The 22,991-nt window shown below is 40.3% G+C and carries 20 protein-coding genes and 1 rRNA gene; 11 read left to right on the top strand and 10 right to left on the bottom strand.

The window, feature by feature from the left end; genetic code table 11:
• The 6 genes from rrf to QVH07_RS03225 all read left to right on the top strand — a co-directional run.
• A 5S ribosomal RNA gene (rrf, locus tag QVH07_RS03250) occupies positions 1-91 on the top strand; the annotation flags it as partial.
• A 121-nt stretch (positions 92-212) separates the two neighbouring features.
• Positions 213-1,454 carry a dihydroorotase gene (locus QVH07_RS03245; RefSeq protein ID WP_289998694.1) on the top strand — a complete coding sequence of 414 codons (1,242 nt, stop codon included), beginning with the start codon at positions 213-215 and terminating at the stop codon, positions 1,452-1,454.
• On the top strand, positions 1,451-1,960 hold the full coding sequence (locus tag QVH07_RS03240) for a DUF4199 domain-containing protein (RefSeq protein ID WP_289998693.1): 510 nt from the start codon (positions 1,451-1,453) through the stop codon (positions 1,958-1,960). The genes QVH07_RS03245 and QVH07_RS03240 overlap by 4 nt, the downstream gene beginning before the upstream one ends.
• Positions 1,961-1,967: 7 nt before the next feature.
• Positions 1,968-2,516, top strand: coding sequence for a DUF4199 domain-containing protein (locus QVH07_RS03235; protein ID WP_289998692.1), 549 nt, complete (start codon positions 1,968-1,970; stop codon positions 2,514-2,516).
• A gap of 1 nt (position 2,517) precedes the next feature.
• Positions 2,518-3,474, top strand: coding sequence for a glycosyltransferase family 2 protein (locus tag QVH07_RS03230; RefSeq protein WP_289998691.1), 957 nt, complete (start codon positions 2,518-2,520; stop codon positions 3,472-3,474).
• A 3-nt stretch (positions 3,475-3,477) separates the two neighbouring features.
• A complete protein-coding gene (locus QVH07_RS03225; protein WP_289998690.1) occupies positions 3,478-4,440 on the top strand; it encodes a glycosyltransferase family 2 protein in 963 nt (320 codons plus the stop codon).
• On the opposite strand, the gene QVH07_RS03220 is transcribed toward QVH07_RS03225, so the two are convergent.
• A complete protein-coding gene (locus QVH07_RS03220) occupies positions 4,437-5,198 on the bottom strand; it encodes a class I SAM-dependent methyltransferase (RefSeq protein WP_289998689.1) in 762 nt (253 codons plus the stop codon). The genes QVH07_RS03225 and QVH07_RS03220 overlap by 4 nt on opposite strands.
• Before the next feature lie 158 nt (positions 5,199-5,356).
• Between QVH07_RS03220 and QVH07_RS03215 the strand changes: the two genes are divergently transcribed.
• Entirely contained in the window at positions 5,357-6,847 is a 1,491-nt protein-coding gene (locus QVH07_RS03215) for a TolC family protein (RefSeq protein ID WP_289998688.1), read from the top strand.
• Positions 6,848-6,875: 28 nt separating this feature from the next.
• Here the strand turns inward: QVH07_RS03215 and QVH07_RS03210 are convergent, their stop codons facing one another.
• The 9 genes from QVH07_RS03210 to QVH07_RS03170 all read right to left on the bottom strand — a co-directional run bounded on the left by QVH07_RS03210 (position 6,876) and on the right by QVH07_RS03170 (position 10,880).
• Positions 6,876-7,235, bottom strand: a complete 360-nt coding sequence (locus QVH07_RS03210; protein ID WP_289998687.1) for a hypothetical protein — start codon at positions 7,233-7,235, stop codon at positions 6,876-6,878.
• 61 nt (positions 7,236-7,296) lie between these two features.
• Positions 7,297-7,461 (bottom strand): type II toxin-antitoxin system antitoxin, encoded by a 165-nt coding sequence (locus tag QVH07_RS03205; protein WP_289998686.1) that lies wholly within the window; start codon positions 7,459-7,461, stop codon positions 7,297-7,299.
• Positions 7,451-7,954 (bottom strand): hypothetical protein, encoded by a 504-nt coding sequence (locus tag QVH07_RS03200; RefSeq protein WP_289998685.1) that lies wholly within the window; start codon positions 7,952-7,954, stop codon positions 7,451-7,453. The genes QVH07_RS03205 and QVH07_RS03200 overlap by 11 nt, the downstream gene beginning before the upstream one ends.
• Positions 7,955-7,958: 4 nt before the next feature.
• Positions 7,959-8,816 (bottom strand): SPFH domain-containing protein, encoded by an 858-nt coding sequence (locus tag QVH07_RS03195; RefSeq protein WP_289998684.1) that lies wholly within the window; start codon positions 8,814-8,816, stop codon positions 7,959-7,961.
• Between the two features lie 117 nt (positions 8,817-8,933).
• Entirely contained in the window at positions 8,934-9,890 is a 957-nt protein-coding gene (gene ftsY, locus QVH07_RS03190) for a signal recognition particle-docking protein FtsY (RefSeq protein WP_289998683.1), read from the bottom strand.
• A gap of 87 nt (positions 9,891-9,977) precedes the next feature.
• Positions 9,978-10,130: a DUF4295 domain-containing protein gene (locus QVH07_RS03185; protein WP_289998682.1), complete on the bottom strand. Its 153-nt coding sequence runs from the start codon at positions 10,128-10,130 to the stop codon at positions 9,978-9,980.
• A gap of 37 nt (positions 10,131-10,167) precedes the next feature.
• Positions 10,168-10,350, bottom strand: coding sequence for a 50S ribosomal protein L33 (gene rpmG / locus QVH07_RS03180; RefSeq protein WP_014020702.1), 183 nt, complete (start codon positions 10,348-10,350; stop codon positions 10,168-10,170).
• Positions 10,351-10,380: 30 nt separating this feature from the next.
• A complete protein-coding gene (rpmB, locus tag QVH07_RS03175; RefSeq protein WP_289998681.1) occupies positions 10,381-10,623 on the bottom strand; it encodes a 50S ribosomal protein L28 in 243 nt (80 codons plus the stop codon).
• A 98-nt stretch (positions 10,624-10,721) separates the two neighbouring features.
• On the bottom strand, positions 10,722-10,880 hold the full coding sequence (locus QVH07_RS03170; protein WP_289998680.1) for a C1orf53 family protein: 159 nt from the start codon (positions 10,878-10,880) through the stop codon (positions 10,722-10,724).
• Positions 10,881-10,951: 71 nt separating this feature from the next.
• Here QVH07_RS03170 and rocD point away from each other — a divergent pair, with 71 nt between their 5' ends.
• The 4 genes from rocD to QVH07_RS03150 all read left to right on the top strand — a co-directional run bounded on the left by rocD (position 10,952) and on the right by QVH07_RS03150 (position 22,989).
• Complete coding sequence (rocD, locus tag QVH07_RS03165; protein ID WP_289998679.1) at positions 10,952-12,217, top strand: ornithine--oxo-acid transaminase; 1,266 nt, start codon at positions 10,952-10,954, stop codon at positions 12,215-12,217.
• 39 nt (positions 12,218-12,256) lie between these two features.
• Positions 12,257-12,904, top strand: a complete 648-nt coding sequence (locus tag QVH07_RS03160) for an HAD family hydrolase (protein ID WP_289998678.1) — start codon at positions 12,257-12,259, stop codon at positions 12,902-12,904.
• Between the two features lie 233 nt (positions 12,905-13,137).
• Positions 13,138-19,749, top strand: a complete 6,612-nt coding sequence (locus QVH07_RS03155) for a DUF6603 domain-containing protein (RefSeq protein WP_289998677.1) — start codon at positions 13,138-13,140, stop codon at positions 19,747-19,749.
• Between the two features lie 3 nt (positions 19,750-19,752).
• Positions 19,753-22,989, top strand: a complete 3,237-nt coding sequence (locus tag QVH07_RS03150; protein WP_289998676.1) for a hypothetical protein — start codon at positions 19,753-19,755, stop codon at positions 22,987-22,989.
• The last annotated feature ends 2 nt before the right edge of the window (positions 22,990-22,991 follow it).

The following is a 22,991-nucleotide window of genomic DNA, read 5'->3' as shown; positions in this document are numbered from 1 at the left end:
TCCCACCTCTTCCCATCCCGAACAGAGAAGTTAAGCCCTGCAGCGCCGATGGTACTGGGGTTACACCCGGGAGAGTAGGTCGCCGCCACTTTATTTATACCTCAGCTTATTCAGCTGAGGTTTTTTTATGAATTGACATATTAAACCTTGGCTTTCATGTCTACCTATTTTTTTGCTTATAATTGTAGCAGATTTCTTCAAACTTTAACTGAATGCCTCAAGTTTTAAAAAACCTCGCTCTTATTGACCAGGCAAATATCCACTCCAATAGAGATTTTTTACTCGATGAGAATGGTTTAACCCCTTTAGTGGAAGGTCAAAAAATTGAAGGTTTTGAGGTTATCGACTGTTCAGGTCTTTTTGTTTCGAAAGCCTGGATTGATTTACGATGCTCATCAGGTGACCCAGGCTTTGAACATAAAGAGGATATTGATTCTCTTTGTGAGACGCTATTGAAATCAGGCTTTGGCACGGGAGTGCTTCTTCCAAATACAAATCCGGTGATTCAATCCAAAAACGAAATCGATTATGTAAAGGCCAAGTCTGCCAAGCATGCGGTAAAACTACTCATTCAAGCTGCGGTGACAATAGGAACCAAAGGCGAAGACTTGACTGAGATTCTGGATATGCATTATCAAACCGGAGTAAAGATTTTCGGTGATGGTTTGGTAACACTCGCTAACAGCGACAGGTACATGAAAATCCTGCAATACCTTCAGAAGTTTGACGGTGTTCTTTTCGACCATGCATATGATCCTCTTCTTTCCATTTTTGGAAAAATGCATGAAGGAAAAATCAGCACTAACCTGGGCTTAAAAGGTATCCCAAATCTTGCTGAGGATGTAGCGATTCAAAAAAACCTAGAAATTTTGAGGTATACAGGAGGCAAAGTACATTTTCAAACCTTGAGTACCAGAAAAGGCGTAGATCTAATTCGAAAAGCTAAAGCCGAAGGATTAAAGGTTACTTCCGATATTTCCATATATCAGCTGATTTTCAAAGACTCAGATCTGGTCACTTTCGACCCGAATTATAAAGTGATTCCCCCATTTCGAAGGGAAGAAGATAGGCAGGCTTTGATCGAAGGATTGAAAGATGGGACGATTGATGCATTAGTTTCTAACCACCAGCCACAGGATTATGACTCGAAATTTATGGAGTTTGACCTTGCTGAGAATGGTATGGCAGGTCTGATGACATTTTTACCAGCCATGGTTTCCCTAGAAAAAGAATTAACCTGGCCGCTGCTAATCGATAAGGTGACCTCTGGGCCTGCTAAAGTAATAGAGGATAGTGAGAAAGATTCTTGGGTGATTTTTGACCCTAAGGAAAAGTGGACATTTAATCGACAAATGAGCCCGTCGAAAGCTTCAAATAGCCCTTGGTTCGGTAAAGAACTTCAGGGCAAAGCCAAATATTTCATTAAAGCAGGGGCACTTACCAAATTAACATGATGAAGTATTTTGGGTCTGCCTACAAATTTGGATCTCTGGGCGGATTATTTTGCTTGGTTTCCTTTCTTTTTCTGGCCTGGCTTTATGGTGATCCTACGAACCTTAATTTGGTTTTTGGATACATAATTGTTCCCATAGTAATTTTCTTGGCTATTAAGTATTTTAAGGATTACACCAATGAAGGAATGCTTTCCTTCTCAGAAGGCATGTCTGTAGGGTTCGTAGCATACATGATTTTAGGAATTATATCTGGCTTAGGAATTTGGCTTGTCCTTTTAATTTCTGATGATCTTTTCCAATCGATTTTATCAGCCAAGCTTCAGATCCTTGCAGAGAATAAGGATATGATTATCGGACAAGTGGGTGAGAAATCCTTTGACACTACAAAAAATAGCATAAACGAGATGACTGCCCTAGATGTAGCCTTGAATGATTCGCTCTGGAAAATCATTCCGGGCCTTTTTTTTACTATTATTATTTCCATTATTTTACGGAAAACTCAATAACATCATCATGGAAGAAACACAATCACCGGTACAAGCAGCAGTCAAACCAGGTTTGACCATAGGCTTAATTTCTTTGGCCCTGACGTACATTATCTATTTTGTTAATTCATCATTATTAATCAGTGGGTGGTTTGGATTTGCTGCCTTGATTATCTTTTTCGTTCTCATCTTTTATTTTGGCCGTCAGTATAGAACTGAAATCGGTGGTTTTATTGATTTTGGGTCCGCCTTTAAATTCAGTTTTGTTGCAATCCTGATTTCTGGAATAGTCTCTACTCTCGGACAAATATTATTGTATCAAGTTGTCGATCCATCTTTGCCTCAGGTGTTAGCAGAACAGACCATGCAGAATACTCTTGCCACAATGGAAAGCTTTGGAGCATCTGCTGATGCGATGAGCCCCGAACAGCTAGATGAAATGAGAACAGGAATTGAAGATGGATTTACTCTGACTGGTCAGCTGAAGGGTTTCGGAATAGCTATAATCATTTATGCCATTGTTGCACTCATTGTTGCAGCAATTCTTAAAAAGCGAGATAAGTCTTTAGACTATTGATATGACCCAAATTTCTGTAGTCATTCCGGTCTTCAATGAAGAAGAATCTATTCCTGAATTGACTCAATGGATTAGCCGTGTGATGATTCAGCACGGCTTTTCTTATGAGTTGATCTGTGTGAATGATGGCAGTACTGATAACTCCTGGACTGTAATCCGGGAATTGAGTAAAACTGATAAAGAGATCAAAGGGATTAATTTCACCCGAAATTTTGGTAAATCAGCAGCTCTTGACGCGGGCTTCAAGAAAGCCGACGGAGAAGTGGTTATTACCATGGATGCCGACCTTCAGGATAGTCCGGATGAAATCCCTGAGCTTTATCGAATGATAACCGAAGAAGGACTTGATGTGGTCTCTGGTTGGAAAAAGGAGAGACACGATCCTATTTCGAAAACGATACCCTCGCGCTTTTTTAATGGCGTAACCCGATGGATTTCAGGTATCCCTCTACATGACTTCAACTGTGGGCTCAAAGCTTACAAGAGAAAGGTCATTAAGAATATCCATATTTACGGAGAGATGCACAGGTATATTCCTTTGCTGGCAAAATGGGCAGGTTTCTCCAAAATAGGCGAGAAGGTAGTTCAGCATAGAGCCAGAAAATATGGAGTTTCAAAGTTTGGTTTGGAGCGCTTTTTAAACGGATTTTTAGATTTGATTTCGGTTTCTTTTGTCCACAGGTATAAAAAGAAACCCATGCACTTTTTTGGTCTCCTTGGGACCTTTTCATTCATTACAGGATTTCTGATCACCTGCTGGCTGATCTTTCAAAAGGTGTATGGCTTAAGCAAAGGCCTTCAGGTTCGTGAAATAGTAGATCAGCCCCTTTTCTTTTTAGCCCTTGTTGCCTTGATTATAGGTGTACAGCTATTTCTCACTGGCTTCATTGCTGAGCTCATGACCTCAAATCAGTCGATGGAGCCTGAATACAAAGTGGAAGAGGAGCTAAACTTTTAAACCATGATGTTTTCTATCATTATTCCGGTATATAATCGACCGGAAGAGATACGTGAACTTCTCAATAGTTTTGACCTTCAAACTTATTCGAATTTTGAAGTTGTCATAATAGAGGATGGGTCTGAAGAGACTTCAGAAGATGTTGTGCAAAACCACCATTCCTTTTTTCCTATTAATTATTTAATGCAGGAAAATAAGGGCCAGGGCTTTGCTAGAAACAAGGGGATGGAAAATGCGAAGGGTGATTTTTATATTATTCTAGACTCGGATGTCATCTTACCTGAGGGGTATTTGGAGAGTGTGAGGGTAGCTGTTTTGGATCGTAAATTGGATGCCTTCGGTGGTCCTGATCGGGCAATGGAGGCATTTTCAGATTTACAAAAAGCTATGGACTTTGCCATGACTTCATTTTGGACCACTGGTGGTATAAGAGGGAAAATGAAAAACGCAGGCAAGTATCAAGCCCGGGGGTACAACATGGGAGTTTCGGCTGAAGTCTTCAAAAAGACAGGTGGGTTTTTAGATCCAAACAGAGGAGAGGATATTGAATGGAGCTTGAGGATAAAAAAATCAGGTTTTAAGTTGGAGTTGGTTGAGGATGCTTATGTGTTTCATAAAAGAAAAAGCGATTTAAAAGGTTTCGCTAAACAGGCATACTCATTTGGCGAAAATCGAGTGAATGTTTCCCGATTCCATCCCGAAGCAATACAATTAGTCCATATCCTTCCAAGCTTGTTTTTGTTCTTATTGGTTTCAATACCTCTAGTTCATGCTTTTGATGAGAGGCTCTCTGGAACACAAATAGGCTTTTTGATTCTTTGGTCAGTTGGAATTTTTGTCCAATCCTTTGAAAAATATAAAGACCTGAAAATATGTGTGCTTTCCTGGGTTTGCTCAGTGACTCAATTGAGCTTTTACGGGATGGGATTCATTAAAGAATTACTCCTAAAGACCTTTAAAGGCTAGGCTTTGTGACAAACGAAGATGGTTTCATTTGGGGGCAAAGCAAATCGCTGGATTATTTCTTTCGGTAACTCCTTTACGAATTGATTTTCTTCAATTCCGATTCCGGACCTTCTTAATCTTTCTGCATAATCCCGACCATATTTTCTCACATGGTCTCTTTGCCCAAAGGCTTTTTCCCTTTCTGCTGGATCCGTTATGGAAGGGTCTTCCAAAGTTTCAGGAAGGTCATAAACTGGCGATTGCAAAATCCCCCAACCATCAGGTTTGAGGACACGGTTGAATTCTGAACACACCCTCATGTCGTCATCCACATGCTCCAAAACGTGGTTACAAAAAATCACATCGAAGGTATTGTCTTCAAATGGAATATCATGTACGTCCATTTTGACCTTGGCCAAAGGTGATTCAATATCAGCGGTGATGTACTCGAGATTTTCCATAGCTTCAAACCTATCAATGAAGCAATGCTCTGGAGCGACATGAAGAACCTTTAGGGGCTTTTGGAAGAATTCAGTTTTTTCTTTCAAAAAAAGCCACATCAATCGATGCCTTTCCAATGCGAGACAGTTTGGGCACAAAGCGTTGGCCCTGGCTACTCTTCCATAGGGAAGAAATTTTTTGTAACCTGTTTCACAGACGTTGCAGTGAACAGTATCCCCTCTATTTACTTTGGCCATGATAGAAAGACCTATGGGACTGACCCTTTGAAGAATTGGCCTAGGGATATATCGGATGATAAAACTGATTATTTTTTTCATGGCTTGGAAAACGCCTGCAAGTTAGGAAAACAAGGAATTTGCCCGTCTTATTTTGCTCAAAATCCATTCAAATTAGTCTTTTTAACAAATCATCATTTGTTCAGGATTTTGCTATCATTATTTTAGTTGATCGCTGAATAACTTAAACCAACATTCGAATGCTAAAACTCACCACTCCACTTAGGGTTGTTGTTTTTTTCTTTGTTTTAGGCCTGTCCTCTATTCAAGTTTTTTCCCAGGGTGTAAGCACATACACACTTGAGGAAATGGTGGCCAGAGCCAAAGAAATTTCACCCGCTTCCCTTCGGAACAAAACCCAAAGGGAAAATAATTACTGGAGATATCGACTCTTTCGATCCAACTATAATCCTCAGCTACAGCTACGAGGTACGCTTCCAAGCTATTCACAATCATTCAGTAGCATTACTCAGCCGGATGGTTCAATTGAGTTTTTAGAGGTACAGCAGAATCTGATGAACCTTGAGCTGGGCTTACAGCAAGTCATCGCACCCACAGGCGGAGTGATTTCAGTAAATTCATCCACAGATCGATTTGATAATTTCCTGGCAACAAGTGGTGAACCTCAAACAAGGTTTTCTGGTGTCCCTGTCAATGTAAGACTTCAGCAACCAATTTTTGCCTACAATCCATTTAAGTGGGATAAGAAAATTGAGCCTCTCGTCTACGAGGAGAGTAAAAGGGAGTATGTGCAGGAAATGGAAAGAGTTTCTATGGATGTCACCTCCTTTTTCTTCGATTATCTACTGGCTCAAGTGAATTTTGACATAGCTACGCAAAACCTAAAGAACACTGAAGAAATTTTTGAGATCGAGAAGAAGCGCTATGAAATGGGGAATACATTTGAGGATGCCCTCCTTCAAGTAGAACTTCAGGTTTTACAAGCGAGGCAGGATTTGGCTCAGGCCCAAATGGATCTTGAGCAGAGTACTTTTGCGGTGAATGCTTATATCGGTTTGAATCAGTATGATCAAATCCGTTTAATCACTCCGGATGTTATTCCACAGTTTGAGGTAGATGTAGATCAGGCGATTCAGTTTGCCTTCGAAAATAGGGCAGAAGCTTTGGGCTTTATCAGGCGGGAGCTTCAGGCAGAAGCAGATTTGGCCAGAGCTAAGGGAGAAAGGATCCAGATGGATCTTAATGCAAGTTATGGTTATAATAATGCGGCTTTTACTTTTACAGATATATATCAGAATCCAAACACCCAGGCATTGGTCAATTTAGGCTTAACAGTCCCAATTTTGGATTGGGGTAGAAATAAGGCTAGGGTTTCCCAAGCAATGGCTAATCAACGTTTGGTAGAATATACCGTAGAGCAAGAAAGAATTAATTTTGAACAGGAAATTTTCACGAAAGTGAAAAACTTCATCATGATGCGAGAGCGACTAAATGTCACTCAAATTTCGGATCAAGTTGCTCAGAAGAGGTATGATATTACTTTAAAGAGATACCAAACTGGGAATGTGACGATTACAGATTTGAATATTGCCCAAGGGGAGAAAGACACAAATAAGCGGGCTTATTTTTCGTCTCTCAAGGATTTTTGGGTAGCTTATTATGAGCTCAGAGCTTTGACCCTGTATGACTTTGAAAATGGAATTTTGCTGTATACTCCAGATGAGGAATAAAAAAGGGCGACCCTAGGTCGCCCACATATTAACCGGCTTCGGCCAGTATTTCTTCTAGCTTCTCTATATCTTTTTCTAGCTTTTCGATTGCTTTGGCTTGCTTATTCAAGTCTTTAGTGATCTTTGCTACGTCATTAGGCGATAATTTTCCGTCAGCATTTTTCTTTTGAAAATTATCTAAATCCTTTTGATATCTCTGGTTGATTTTCTCCAGTTTCTCTCTATTTTTCTCGAGTTTAGCTTCAGCTTTTTCGAGCTTTGCAGCAGTTTTAGCGGCTTTTTTCTCCTCTTTAGTCATTTCGGTTTTGACCTCTTGAGCTATAATTTCAGAAGGATTTAAGAAATAAAAAGCTCCTAATAGTACAATCAGTGCAGTAAGTTTTCTCATAATATTAAAATTTTACACATTTAAATTACAAAAAGCTCAGTTGATTCAAAATGAATAGTTATTAATGGCTGTCAGATTTTGGGAGTCTCCCTGATTTTTTAAGTGCCTCACGGACAATCCATTCCATTTGGCCATTCGTACTTCTGAATTCATCAGAGGCCCACTTTTCTACTGCTTTCATCATCTTTTCATCTAACCTCAAGGCAAAGGGTTTTTTAGCTGCCATTTTTGATTACCTCCTTCCACTCTTCTATAAACTGAGAGAGTTCTTTTGCTCGCTCAGTTCCTATCATTATTTTTTTCTTTTCGCCTACATCCATAAGGATGCCTTTGTCACCTATGACACTGTATGCCTTTGTGGTACTATTCCCTTTTAGTCCCCAACCACCATAATCTGTGATAGGACTGTAGTAAATGACTTTGATGGATTTAATTTGATCAGGAGTCCATCTTCTCCATTTCCTGATAAAAGGCAAATACTTAAAAGAGACGCCATTGTTATCTATTCTGGTTTCTAGCTTGATACTGAAAATAAATATCAAAACAGCCCCCATCACCAGAATAACTGAACCTAGTGCGAAACCCATTTCTGTTTTATCTTCAGCCTGAAAAAAAAGGACGGATAGTAAAATAACCGTAGGTAGCTCTACCAAAATAATAAGGTAAGCTACCCAGGTTCCTCTGTAAGTTTGGGTCTCATTAAAGACTCGATTCGCCATGAGGTTATTGGTTTAAGGTGCCCACGTTAAGCACCGGGCTGGCACTCTTGTCAGCGCATAATACTACCATCAGATTGGATACCATTACCGCCTTTTTCTCTTCATCAAATTCAATGATCTCTTTTAATTTTAGATCATCAATGGCCATTTCAACCATTCCTACCGCACCTTCCACAATTTTCTTTCTAGCTGCCACTATAGCTGTTGCTTGCTGTCTCTGCAGCATGGCTGATGCTATTTCAGATGCATAGGCAAGGTGGGAGATTCTTGCTTCGATCACTTTAATTCCAGCGTGATTCAGTCTATCTATGATTTCTTCTTCCAGGGAGTTATTCACTTCTTCGACACCAGACCTCAAAGTGATTTCTTCTTCCCCGTTTCCCTCATCTTCGAAGTTGTCATATGAGTATAGACCTGCCATTTTCCGAACAGCGGCATCAGTCTGCAAGTGGACAAAATTTTCATAATCATCTACGTCGAAAGTAGCTTTGAAAGTATCCTCCACTTGCCAAACTACAATGGTCCCAATCATGACCGGATTACCAATCTTATCATTTACCTTGACTGGCTTATTTTCAAAGTTTCTTACGCGAAGGGAAATCTTCTTTTTAGTCATGAAGGGGTTCACCCAAAAGAAACCGTTTGCCTTTACTGTACCTTTATAATCTCCAAAAAGAAGTAGCACCATCGCTTTGTTTGGTTCCACGATGAAAAAACCTGGGACCATAAGAATAAACACCAGTACACTGGGTATTGCTAGAGCAAAGATTTCATTTGCGAAAGCAAAAATCGCAAGTGGAATCATGGCTAAATCGATAAGGATAAATAAATATCCGGAAAGGGGTTTCGTAATTTTCTCCATGTCAATATGATGTTAAAATGATATCATATTGAAATACGGATATTTGATTTAGAAGGTTTTGTTTAGGGTAAAAAAAATCCCGGATTTCCGGGATTTAAACTTATTAGAGTTTTAGAATTATTTCTTTTTAAATAAGGAGTCGACGAATTCAGTTCGATTGAAAAGTTGTAGATCAGTCATTTTTTCTCCCACTCCTATATACTTCACCGGTACTTTCATTTGATCAGATATTCCTATGACTACACCACCTTTGGCAGTTCCATCCAGTTTAGTAATGGCCAAAGCAGAAATCTCGGTCACCTTCGAGAATTCCTTCGCCTGAATGAATGCATTTTGACCCGTTGATCCATCGAGAACCAAAAGTATTTCGTGTGGGGCATCTGGTATAAATTTTTGCATCACACGCTTAATTTTACCCAATTCATTCATCAGGTTGACCTTGGTATGCAGCCTTCCTGCCGTATCAATAATCACAACATCAGCCTTTTGGTCTACCGCCTGCTTCACCGCGTCAAAGGCCACTGATGCCGGGTCTGTATTCATGCCGTGCGAAATTACCGGCACGCCCACTCGATCTCCCCAAAGGATCAATTGGTCGACTGCTGCGGCTCTAAAGGTATCTGCGGCCCCGAGGATGACGGATTTACCAGCATTTTTAAAAAGATTAGCCAGTTTTCCAATAGTGGTCGTTTTTCCGACGCCATTTACTCCTACGACCATAATGACGTAAGGCTTTTTATCTTCAGGAAGATCAAAATCAAGAAGGTCCTGTGAATTGTTCTCTTCAAGGAGGGCGATGATTTCTTCACGTAGAATCTTATCAAGCTCCTCTGTATTCACATATTTATCTTTGGCGACTCTTTCTTCGATTCGCTCGATCACTTTTATTGTGGTGTCCACTCCGACATCAGATGTGATTAGAATTTCTTCTAATTCATCCAAGACTTCTTCATCCACCTTGGATTTTCCTACGACCGCTTTGCTAATCTTTGAAAAAATACTGTCACTTGACTTTTGAAGGCCCTGATCTAGGCTTTCTTTTTTGTCTTTGGAAAATAAGCCGAATATTCCCATTCTGATTTTGTTTAGGCCAAAGCTAACGAAAAAGTCCCTGCTGGCCGAGGTCAGAGGGACTTTTTAAAGGATTGTGGAAGTTTGAAATTATTTTTTCAAGCTTGCATTTACTTCAGTAGAAGGAATCATCTCTTCTCTGAATGTATAAGCACCAGTCTTGTCAGACTTAACTGCTTTGATCACTTTGGCGTAAGTTACTCCGCCTTGCTTTTTCAGGGTTGCTACTACTTTCTTCGCCATATCTTATTTCTTTTATCGGACAGAGCTCCGAGTGAGATTACTTAATTTCTTTGTGAACAGTCACCTTTTTAAGAATAGGATTGAATTTCTTCAACTCCAATCTTTCCGTCGTGTTCTTTCTGTTTTTGGTAGTGATATATCTTGAAGTACCTGGCATACCAGATGTTTTGTGCTCGGTGCACTCAAGGATCACTTGTACTCTATTTCCTTTCTTAGCCATCTTCGTTTTTATTAAAGGGTCGTGACTGAATTATTTGATCACAATCATTCCTGAATTCTGAGCATCTTTCAAAACCGCAGATATTCCTTTCTTATTGATTGTCTTCAATGCCTTAGTTGACACTTTCAATGTAATCCATGCATCTTCTTCAGGAACGTAGAAAGTCTTCTTGTGAAGATTTGGGTAGAATCTACGTTTGGTCTTGTTGTTTGCATGAGACACATTATTACCTACTCGAGGTCTTTTTCCGGTTATGTCACAAACTTTTGCCATGATATATATTCTTCTATTGAATGCTTTTCCCTAATGAGTTTGCAAATATCGCAACTTTTTATGAATTACCAACCACAGATTTAAAAAATATCCCAATTTCATGACTTAGGATAAGGGCAATGTTTACAGCCACTACCACAGCAGTATCCACGTTTTAGATGATATTTTGCTGTGAAGACCATTAAACCTTGATCATTTAAGTAATAATCTTCCTTGCTGAGGCTTGGGGCACTATTTTTCTTTATCGGCTTCGACATAGTATGCCTGTATCGATTTCTTATATTTGTTACACCAAAATTCAACAATTAAATCCAAAATTAGCGTCAAAATGCAATCTATTCAGTCTAGTCAGGAAGCTATTGCTTTAGAAAATAAATACGGAGCTCATAACTACCATCCATTACCTGTTGTTTTATCAAAAGGTGAGGGTGTTTATTTGTGGGATGTTGAAGGGAAAAAATACTATGATTTCCTTTCCGCATATTCAGCAGTTAACCAAGGCCATTGCCATCCTCGGATTAAAGATGCTTTAATTGATCAGGCAGGGACACTTACCCTTACTTCAAGGGCTTTTTACAATGATGTCCTCGGACCATTTGAGAAATATCTCACAGAATACTTTGGCTTTGACAAAGTCCTCCCGATGAATACGGGTGCAGAAGGAGTGGAAACGGCCATCAAAATTGCCAGAAAGTGGGGATATGAGAAAAAAGGTATCCCTGAAAATGAGGCAAAAATAATTGTAGCCGAAAATAATTTCCATGGCCGAACCACCACGATAATCTCCTTTTCAAATGATGAAAATGCCAGAAAAAATTTCGGCCCTTATACAGGGGGTTTTGTAAAAGTACCTTATGATGACGTTGATGCTTTGGAAGAGGCGCTGAAAGATCCGGCTGTTGTTGCCTTTTTAGTAGAACCAATTCAGGGAGAGGCTGGTGTCTATGTTCCTTCCGAAGACTTTATAGTTAAATCGAAGGCTGCTTGTGAGAATGCCAATGTACTGTTTATCGCTGACGAGATCCAAACTGGTATTGCTAGGACTGGTTCTCTTTTGGCAGTTTGTGGCAATTGTTCCTGTGAGGGACATTGTGAAAGAGGCAGCACCTACACGAAGCCAGACATGCTTATTTTAGGAAAAGCGATATCAGGAGGATTTTACCCGGTTTCAGCAGTTTTGGCTGATGACCATATCATGGAAGTAATTAAACCTGGACAGCATGGTTCTACCTTTGGTGGTAATCCGCTTGGTACCAAGGTCGCCATGGCAGCTTTAGAGGTGGTGAGGGACGAGAAACTGGCTCAGAACGCTCGAAGGCTGGGAGAGATTTTCCGTGAAAGAATGGAAAAACTCGTAGAAAAGTATCCCATTGTAAAACTCGTAAGAGGTAAAGGTTTACTGAACGCGGTAGTAATTAATGATTCAGAAGATAGTAGCACGGCGTGGGATATTTGTGTGGCACTTAAGGAGAACGGCTTGCTGGCGAAGCCGACTCATGGTAATATTATTCGTTTCGCTCCTCCATTGGTTATGACTGAAGATCAGCTTCATGAGTGTTGCGATATTATTGAAAAGACAATTAAGAATTTCTAATTAAAAGGAGCCGAAAGGCTCCTTTTTTACTAATGCGCTATGATTGAAGCAGTGATTTTTGATATGGACGGGGTTATTGCCCATACCAACCCTTATCATTCCATTTCTTTTAAGGAGTTTTTTGCCAGATACGGGATATATCCTAGCGAGGAGGAGTTTAGGGATCACATGTACGGGAAGAACAATGGGTATATTTTGAGTCATTTTTTTGGGAGAGAAATAATCGGTGAAGAACTGAAAAGACTAGAGGCCGAAAAGGAAGGGATGTTTAGAGAAATCTATTCTGAACATGCTACATCTCTTCCAGGATTAATTCAGTTTCTGGAGGAACTCCAGGAGGGTGGTATTAAAATGGGAGTGGCTACTTCAGCTCCCAGAGCAAACCTGGATCTGATTTTAGATAAGCTTCAGATTAGAGATAAATTCGGGTCCTTACTATCTGAAGAAGACGTAGAGTCACATAAACCTTCGCCAGAGGTGTATTTGAAATCAGCAAAAAATCTGAAGATTTCTCCTGAAAATAGTTTCGTCTTTGAAGATTCTTATTCAGGGGCCAGTGCTGGGCTTAATGCAGGCATGAAAGTAATTGGCGTTCTCACTACCCACTCCAAGGAAGAATTACCAGACTGTGATATTTATATTAATGATTTCACAGGGATGACTATCGACAAGCTGGTCACCATTTAATTTGAGTGGAAAAATTATTTGATGATAATTTTATCTCCTGTCTTTTTAATTAAATATAAAAATATGGGTTTTAAATATAAAAAAACGAATCCTATTTTGAATTTTAAATATTTTCCATTGAATTTTAATAAATAAATACATTTTTTATTCGGTCAGTTTCTTTCAATTGTAAATGAAAGTTGCTAATTTCTAGGCACTTATATTTTTATCGTGAACTGGAATCCATTTTTTGTATGGCCGATATTAAGCATCCCTTCAATTCTCTTCTGACTGAAACTGGTATTGGTCAACTCAAAAGCAAGGTTGATGACATCCTCGCTGACCCTACAGATACCTTGGTTTTAGTATTTGATCATTTTGAAGATCAAGCCAACCTACCATTCGAAATCCCTGTCGATGTCAAAAAGGAAGGAGCCAAGTACATCATCGAACTTGCTGCTGACCTCACAGACGAAGCCAAGGATTTCAAATTGCAAAACTTACCCTCAGAAATTGAGCAGCTAGTACTTTCTATAAGAGAGGCGACCAATGAGATCGAATCTCTGGTATTAGATGTAAAAAGCGAATTGGAGTCTTTACGCGATCGAGTGCAGGATGAGCTTGCAAAGATTCCTTACAGGATCGAAATCCAAGATGATAATGGCACCAAAAAATTCCATATTGTACAGACGGCTCTAATTGAGGCTAAGCTCCATGGAATGGATATTGACCTCAAGAGCTCAAGCATAACTTTTGATACTTCACAGATAGATCAGCTGGAGATTTCAGCAGATCTTTTGTTTCCAGGTCTTAAGGCTGAAAATGGAATCGATGATCACAAAGTCAGTTTAAGTCTTAATTGGGATGGTACTACCTTTACTGGGAATGCTCAAAATATTCCGGCCGCAAGACTTCAAGGATTAAATGCCACCATTGCTCAACTAAACCTAGTCATATCTGGGGGTAACTTTCAGTCTGGCACTCAAATAAGCGGGGAGTTTGTTTTTGATTTTCTGGATCCAGGTCAGAATGGTCCTGGAACAATCAACTTCCAGATCGAACTTCTTAATAATGGTGATGTTCGCTATTTTGCTGAAAATCCAGAACAGCAAGAACTTCGGAAGGGTCCAATTCAGATTTTCTTCCAGGAAATCGAAGTTGTCACACATACCAATGCTCCTATCGACGTCACGATAAATGGTTGGTTACAGTTGGAGGGGGTTAATAATTCCTCTGGTCAACCAGTCAAGACAGATTTTTCTCTTCAGTACGCAGATCCCGTTTTTGATTTTGTTGTTTCAAATCTCGCTCCGGTTCCCTTAGGATTTGGCATAGTCTCTTTTGAAACCATAGCTCTTCAAATTCATAAAAATGGTACGCTTCAACAAAGCCAATGGGAAGGAGATTTAAGTTTTCCATTTTTCGATAATGGCTCCGTTGATTTCAATGTGCAGTTTCTAGATCCACAAACCGATGAGTTAAAAATATCTGTTTCTAATGATGCTGAGGAAGTGATAAAAAAGGGAGATTTTGAGCTTCTTTTAGACCAGTATGATATGCATTATCAGAATGGTCTTCTACAAAACATTACAGGAAATGGTGAACTCAAAATTCCTCAGGTTAATAATGGTGAGGAGATAGAACTCGGTATTTCTTTTGTCCGGAGCGGACAAAATGAAACGCTGAAAATCGAAGGGGGTAATTTTGGAACTCCAAGCATAGTAGGTTTAGAAGTCAATTTTTCAAAAATCCTTTTCCAATTCCTGAATGGAAATTTCCAGGAAAGCGATTTGGAAGGAAGGATTAAGCTTCCTGATACCACAGATGGGGCAGGACTTGCCTTTGATATAGAGATTCTTAATGAAGGCAATGATTATAACATCAACTTAAAAGAGGATGTACCTGATAACGAGTTGGTCTTCGGACCGATTAAACTAGAAGTAGAGAGTTTTCTACTGAGTGTCGTATCCAATTCTGTTAATCAAGTTAATGGAGCAGGTAAATTAGAGTTACCTGGGTTAAGTCAGAAGTTTGATTTTTCTTTTGATGTCACTATTAATGGTGAGACTACGCTATACAGAATTGAAATCAACAATGTTCAGGCTGAGCTGAGTGGTTTTGAGATAAGTTTCACACAGATTGTTTTATCCAGTCAAGGCGGAAACCAGTTTACCGCGAGTGCAGTCGGTAGCCTAGTCCTTCCACTCTTCAATGAAGGAGGAGATCTGGATTTTGATATGACTTTCTCCAGGGGAAATTCTTATCAGATCCAAATTCAAAGCAGCCAGGATTTTGTCAAGTTTGGAGACTTTGAATTGAAGGAAGTTGCGATGGATATGGAAGTAGTATCCGGAAGTCTTCAAAATTTCTCAGCTACCGCAAAATTACTCATTCCATCTTTTGAGGATTCCGTAGCCGTATCCTTTGACTACACCGCTCTGGATGAGAGATACCTGATAAGTTTATCGAATCCCGTGCAGCAAGAGATTTTTGGTGGTGAGATAAATGTGGATTCACTTTCAATCGATGTAAGAGAAGGCAACCTTCATGAGGGTACTGCCAAAGGCTCTTTCAAGCTCCCTGAATCAACTGGTGGGGCCGGTATAAAATTCGAAAAGACCATCGGTTCTAATGGGAAGAATTTCACTCTTTCTTTGGATGGTACTGCAGGGGAAAGCACAATTGAATTTGGGGAGCTGAAGCTTGAGTTTTCCAGTTTTGATTTAGTAGTTCAGAACGGTGATCTTCAAAGCCTCTCCGGAACTGGTTCTTTAGAAATCCCTGGAATGGATCAGCCATTTAGTTTTTCTATTTCGTTCTTGAAGGATGGTCAAGACACCCTGTTTGTCATTGAGGTTGAGGAGGCGGTAGCCAGTTTGGAAGGTTTTAGTCTCGATTTTGAATTGATAAAAATTCAAAGTAAGTCAGGAGATTTTTCAGCAGAATTAAACGGGGATGTGACACTACCGGTATTTGACGGAAACCCGTTTGGATTCGATATTTCGGTTGATCCGAGTCAGTCGAATTATTCTTTTGAAATAGATGGTACTGGTCAAAGTGCAGAGTTTGGCATGTTTGTCCTGAGTGATTTGGTACTTGGTGTAGTGGTCCAGGGTGGACAAGTCAATAATGCCAACGGAGCAGCTAAAATCCATATTCCTGAACTCACAGAACCCAATACTCCTTTTGCTATTAGTGTAGCCTACAGCAAAAATTCACCGGAGGTTTTTGAGCTTACAGCCAATTCTCTTCCTGAAGTAGATCTGGCAATATTCACCCTCGCGATTCAAACTTTAAGTTTCCGGATCGAAGATGGAAGTTTCGATTCAGGAAGTCTTACTGGAAGCATGACTATGCCGGTCTTTTCTGGTGGTGATTTGAACTTTGCGGTGGTAGTGGCAAATAATGGAAATTCCTATGCCGTTAATATTAGCTCTAATGGTACCTTGTCAGGAGGTTCTTTAGAGTTGAAAGATGTCTCTTTGGCTATTGCGGTAGTCAATGGTAGTCTACAAAGTTCAAGTGGCTCGGCGAAATTTAAACTTCCGGCAGCTGAAGACTTTACATCGGTTTCGGTAAGCTACGCCAAAGCCAATGACAAAATCACCTTCTCAGCACAATCTCCTCCTCCTCTCACTTTAGGAGATCTAACGCTAACCTTCACTCAATTCGGGTTTTCCATTCAAAATGGAAACTTGACGGATGCTGACTTTGCAGGAAACCTGCAATTCCCAGCCTTTGATAATGGTCATAACACATTGGCGTTCAATTTTGAGTTGAGCGAAAGTGATACGTACACCATTCAGGCCAATCCGGGGAGTCAAGTGACCGAATTAAAAGCTGGAGACATTATCGTTTTGGTGGAGAATTTTGATCTGCAAATCCAAAATGGGGACTTGGAAAGCATAAGTGCTGAGGCGGGTTTAAGATTTGAAGGAATAGATAATTCGGATGGCACTGAGCCCGCTGAACTTTCTATCGATTTTTCCTATGAAAAGAGTTCAGGGAAATATGAAATAGGAATTGAGAATAATCAGGAAGTAAGTATTGCTGGATTTGAACTCACCATCGAACAATTGACCTTGGCTTTTACAGCCGATCAAATTACGTATCCATTTGTATTTGCCGGGAAGTTGAAAATCCCTGGATTTGAGGATGGTGATGGAGAAGATGCTGTAGTCGGGGTAGAATTTGAAATCACGTCCGATTCTAATTGGTCTGCATCAATTGAAAACAATGCGGTTATCAATCTGGGCTCTATTAAGGTCACAATTAGTGAAATTGAAATTTCGAAGGATCAGGGAAAACTGAAGATTGAATTGAAAGGAACTCTGGAACTAGAGGGTCTGACAGGTATGGGAGGAGATCCAGCCGCCATTTCAGTGGATATCATGGTAGATAGTGAGGGGGCTTTCCATGTGATTGGAGAAGTTCCCGATAATAATGCCATTAAGGTGGTGGATGCACCAAATATTGTACGGATTTATCTCAGTAAAATTGGTCTGAGTAGATCTGCCTCTAATGATTGGGACTTCCTACTGGGAGGTTTGATCCAGAATGAGATAGTTATTCCTGGCATGGATGATCTTTTGCCAAGTGAGCTTCTACTTCGGGAGTTGGAGATTGGTTCGGATTTCGGGGTGGATATGGACATCCGCTGGCCTTCTGGAATGAGTATTTCATTTGGGTCTAGCGAAGGTGAATTTCTGATTCCTGTAAATGGCAAATTTGGTAATGCTGTAAAGCTTGATGCCTTAAAAATTACATTCCAAGACAAGGGAGCAAATGGTTTGGATTTTGGCGTTTCCTTCTCCGGGGCGAGCATAACTCTTGGGCCTGTGGCAGCATCGGTGGAAGGGCTTGGAATTGAAGCAAATATCAAAAAGGCTGTCATTAATAATGGTATCCCTCAGGGGAATGCCAATTTTGGAATAGTAAATATTGATATTTCCTTCAAGCCACCTACAGGTCTGGGAGTTTCTTTAGATACCCCAGTCTTTACAGGCGGCGGATATTTGTTCTTTGATAGCGAAAAGGGAGAGTATGCTGGAGCAGTAGAGCTCTCCTTCATGAAAATGTTTGCTGTTTCGGCCATTGGTCTGATTAATAGCAAAATGCCGGATGGCAAACCAGGTACTTCAGTATTGTTTATCGTATCTGTAGAATTTTCCCCAGGAATAGCGCTTGGTTTTGGCTTTTTCATCTCAGGTCTAGGTGGGATTCTGGGAATTCACAGAACCATTCAGGTGGAGAGACTCAGAGATGGTGTCAGAACCGGAACCATCCAAAACATCCTTTTTCCGAAAGATATAGTAGCAAATATCAGTAAGATTCTTACCGATATCCGTGAAGTTTTCCCAGTCAAGCGAGATCAGTTTGTATTGGGTCCAATGGCAGCCATTACTTGGGGGGTACCCACTATCTTAAGGGTGGACCTTGGGGTGGCGATAGAGTTTGCAAACCCTGTTCGTTTTGGAATTTTGGGTGTTTTGCGGGTGATTTTACCAGATGAAAATGCTGCCTTGATCAAGATCCAGGTGGCATTCTTGGGAATGATCGACTTTGAAAAAGGGATGCTCAGCTTTGACGCGAGTCTCTTTGATTCGAAGGTGCTTACCTTCGGTCTCGAAGGAGATATGGTTCTAAGAATCGGATGGGGAGCAAAGCCTGATTTCGTGCTTTCTGTGGGTGGTTTCCATCCAAGATTTAATCCTCCAACCCATCTGCAGATCCCGCCGATGAAGCGTTTGACCCTGAAAATTCTTTCAGGTAATCCAAGGCTTACGCTAACATGCTATTTTGCCGTGACCTCAAATACCGTCCAATTTGGAGCGGGAATAGACTTTTATTTTGGGGTAGCAGGATTCAAGGTGGTTGGTGAATTTGGATTCGATGTACTATTCCAGTTCTCTCCATTCAGGTTCATAGCCGATGCAAGAGCTAGGCTAGCTGTAAAAGCTGGAAGTACAACCTTGCTTAGTCTAAGTCTTGAATTCTCTCTGGAGGGACCAACTCCTTGGAGAGCGAAGGGTACAGCTAAATTCAAGATTTTGTTCTTCTCTGTAAAAGTAAGATTTGATGTTACTTGGGGAGATAAAAAGGATACCAAACTACCAGATATCGCAGTGCTTCCATTAATTGAAGAGGCACTCAATGATGATCAAAACTGGAGAAGTATTGTAGTTAATGGCTCTCCGGGTATGAGGATGAAGGGCATAAAGGCTGATGAAGGATTGATTTTGACTGCAAATGGATCCATCGAGCTAAATCAGAAGATAGTTCCTTTAAAAGTAGAGATTACCAAGTTTGGTCAATTTAATCCTGCGGACTACTCTCATTTCGAGGTGATTGAGGTGAAAATAGGGGATACAACTATCCAGACAAAAGATGTCAAATACATCAAGGACACCTTTGCTCCTGCTAATTTCTTAGATCTCAAAAATGATGAGAAACTTGCCCTTCCTTCATTCAATGAACAAAATTCAGGAGTCTCACTGGAAGGAACAGATCAACTCAAAACAGGAACGGTGGTGGATCGTCAGGTTAAGTATGAACAACTAATCATGGACGAGACAATAACGAGGTTACAAGCTTTAAAAGGAATGTCACCTTCTCATATGACTTTCTTTAGTAAAAGAGGTGCGGTGGCGCAGTCTGCCCTTTCATCTTACATGTCTAAGGTCGTTAATCCAAATAAGGTGGTTCTTCAGAAACCCGGTTTCGCCGTTGTAGGAACAGATGATTTGAATCCTCTCGAAGAAGCAACGAATCTCAGTTATATGGATGCTGTGCAAATGGCAAAGACCTCCTCCATCACTGGTCGTGATAGTGTACAAGTAGTAAGTAGTGACGTTTTAGCCCTTTGATTTATGTCGGACACTTTAGCTAATTATTCTTTTTTACCCTGGGTACGATTGGGACTGGGAAATGAGATTCTCGAATCTGATTTTTTAGGTGGAACTATTCCAGGGAATGCCTCAAAAGAAAGACCCGAAATTCAGGTCAAGGTCAAATTAGAAGCTTCCAAAGAGGGAAATAGTACCACCAAGGATGTCAGCAAGACGGTAAAGGTTCAAGGCCCAGGGGACGTTTTGGGGATAAATTCTCAGTCAGTTATCCGAGCTCATCCCAAAAGAGGAGTTCGAAACTTTGAAACAAATAATCTGGCCTATCTGGAATTTTATGAAGAAGATTTACCCTGGAGATTCACCCCAGCAAAACCAGTAGGTCAAAAACTTCGACCTTGGTTATATCTTGTTTTGCTAAGAGAAAACGAATTTCAAAAAAGCAATGGAGGGACACCGACACCTTATATAAACATCGAAACTGAAGCACTTTCAAAAGTCTTCTGTAATGAAAGGGACACCTATGTACTGGCTCATGTTCATGTGCTTGAGGACCTAGGAATAAATAGCGGTGATGCCTCTTCACAGCTTTCTTCAAAATTGGCAAAGGATCCTGATTTGGCTTTATCACGGGTTCTTTCTCCCAGAAAACTTGAATTCACAAACCCTGATCCAAGCCTTGATTATGACCCCAATGTCTATCATGGGTTTTTGATTCCGGCTTTTGAGACAGGAAGGCTTGCAGGTTTAGGTCTTGACACAAAAGATGTTCCTGCCCAACAATCTTCATGGACTAAGGCAAAAATCCAGAATGGTACCAACCCAGGGACTTACCCATATTATTATACATGGTCGTTCAGAGTTGATAGTGGAGGAGACTTTGAGACTCTGGCTGAATTACTTACTGCCAGAGAACTGCCTGAAGATATTGGGAAAAGAGAGATGGATTTAGGTGATATGGGCTATGGAATCAAGCCTATCGGTGATGACGCTATTGGCTATGTGGAAGGCGCCATGAGGCATCCGGATTATGTCACTGCGCCTTGGCCTGTAAGTGATATCCAACTAAAAGATCAACTCCTCGAAATCCTAAACTTATCTGCCAATCTTCAGGATACCTTCGACACCTTCAATGATAGCATTTTTTATTCTCCTGCGGCTCAGCAGGACCCTATTGTGGTGCCTCCAACTTATGGGCAGTGGCACAATGGGCTTAGAATTTTGAATGCTAATAACCAAAACTGGATTCACAAGCTCAATCTTCATCCAAGTAATCGAGCTGCAGCAGGACTTGGGGTGCAGGTAGTTCAGAAGTATCAGGAAAAATTTATGGAAATCGCTTGGGAGCAGATTGGGGAGATCAATGAAGCCAACCAGAAGATTCGAGAGAGTGAATTGATGAAGAGAACTACCAAAGCCCTGGCTGTTAAAAAAGTCTTTAAACTAGGTCAATTCGACTTAATCAATGCAGCAGGAAAATCTTTTGAAACGCTGAAGTTTGATGATTCTGGAACGATTAAAAAGTTACTAAAATCTTCTACGGTACCTACCGCCATAAAATCTGGTACCTTTCTAAAGGTTGCAAATAATTTTACACCCACAGTTTTGATGTCAAAGGATGGAAAAGATGGTGCTCAAGAGATTTTGAGCACAGCATTTTTTCAAAAATTGAACCTGCCAGATGATGACGAGAATAAAATCTCGGCCGCTCCTAAAAAGAAAGAACCCTCAATGTTCTTGCCAGCTTCAGTTGCGATGCAGGCAATCACAACCATTCTAGAAAACCAGAAAAAATCCTTCATGGAGGACCTAACTGATGGGATTTTAGCCGTGAATAAAGTTCCTTTTACTACTCCAGAAGTTATAGCCAAAATGAGCCCTGAAATTCTGGCAGAACAAAAAGAAAGAGCAGAGGATATTCTAAATAATATTGTTACAAATGGTGTTAAATCAGGAGTAGATCATCACCTAGAAATTACGATCAAGGCTAAAACATTTGAAGAAAGGATAAGCGAAGATTTTAATCAGGCAAGTTACGGTTCACATAAGAAAATCCTTTTTAAGAAGGGCGAAGAATTGAGCCAGATAGTTTTTCTGAATCATAGTCTGGTTATAGAAAATAGAAATTTATACAAGACAACATTCAAAAATAAGTTTGTTGTGGAAGCCCAGCCCGGGATTTTTAAAGCAAAAATTTTTAAAAAACCTGTCAGGAAACTGCTCCCTGTAGACCTTGATGTAAGTATTCGATCGAAGCTGAATCCTTTTCCAAACTTCAATAGAAAACTGGCTTCTTTCTTTGCTCAAAACCGGGCCAATAATGCCAAGCCTATAATGGCTTATCCTAGATTTCCAATTCCAATGTATGACTACCTTAAGGAGATTTCTCCTGATTATATCATACCGAATGTTAGTGATATAGAGCCAAATACCATCACACTGATGGAAACCAATCGGGAGTTTATAGAATCCTTTCTGATGGGTATGAATCACGAATTTTCGAGAGAGCTGCTTTGGCGTGAATTTCCTACAGATATGCGGGGTAGCTACTTCAGACATTTTTGGGAATATGATAACGATCCGGATGCAGAAATTCAGCCAGGTGAAAATGTAGAAGATTACGTTGATAGAATTATTGAAGATCAAAATTTAAGATCTGACATTAAAGAAATTCATCAATGGAATAAACCACTTGGTCAAAATGAGGCTAAGCCTGGGCCTGATTTGGTGCTTTTGGTCAAAGGAGATTTACTCAGGAAGTACCCAAATACATTGGTTTATGCCCAAAAAGCAAAATACCCCGGAAATGTCCTGACGGCAGAAAGAGAGTTGGATGATTCTGTTCCTGTAATGTGGCCAATTGTGACCGGAAAGTTAGAACCAGATGTTTATTTCTTTGGGTTTGAACTGTCACAGGAGGAAGCCAATGGAGACAGGAGTAAATTAAATAAACCAGGTTGGTTCTTTGTTTTAAGAGAGCGTCCGGGGCAAATAAGCTTTGGCCTAGATGACCTAGGGAATGAAAGTCTGAATATGACGCCTGATAATTGGGATAATGTGACCTGGGAGCACCTTACAGGAAACCCAAACCAGCAACCCAAAACACTAAAAGTACATGGTGTAAATATTTCTCTTAGTAATTCCGGAAGTGGCCCTAGAACTGCGACTTGGGGTGCCAGTAGCAGTGATATGGCTTATATTCTTTATCAATCACCTATACTTTTTGCACGTCATGCTTCGACCATGCTAAATGACCAGTAATC

It is taken from the genome of Algoriphagus sediminis (genome assembly GCF_030403435.1).
Taxonomy (GTDB): Bacteria; Bacteroidota; Bacteroidia; order Cytophagales; family Cyclobacteriaceae; genus Algoriphagus; species Algoriphagus sediminis.
Note: the sequence above shows the minus strand (reverse complement) of the source record. Positions and strands in the feature narration are given on the sequence as shown.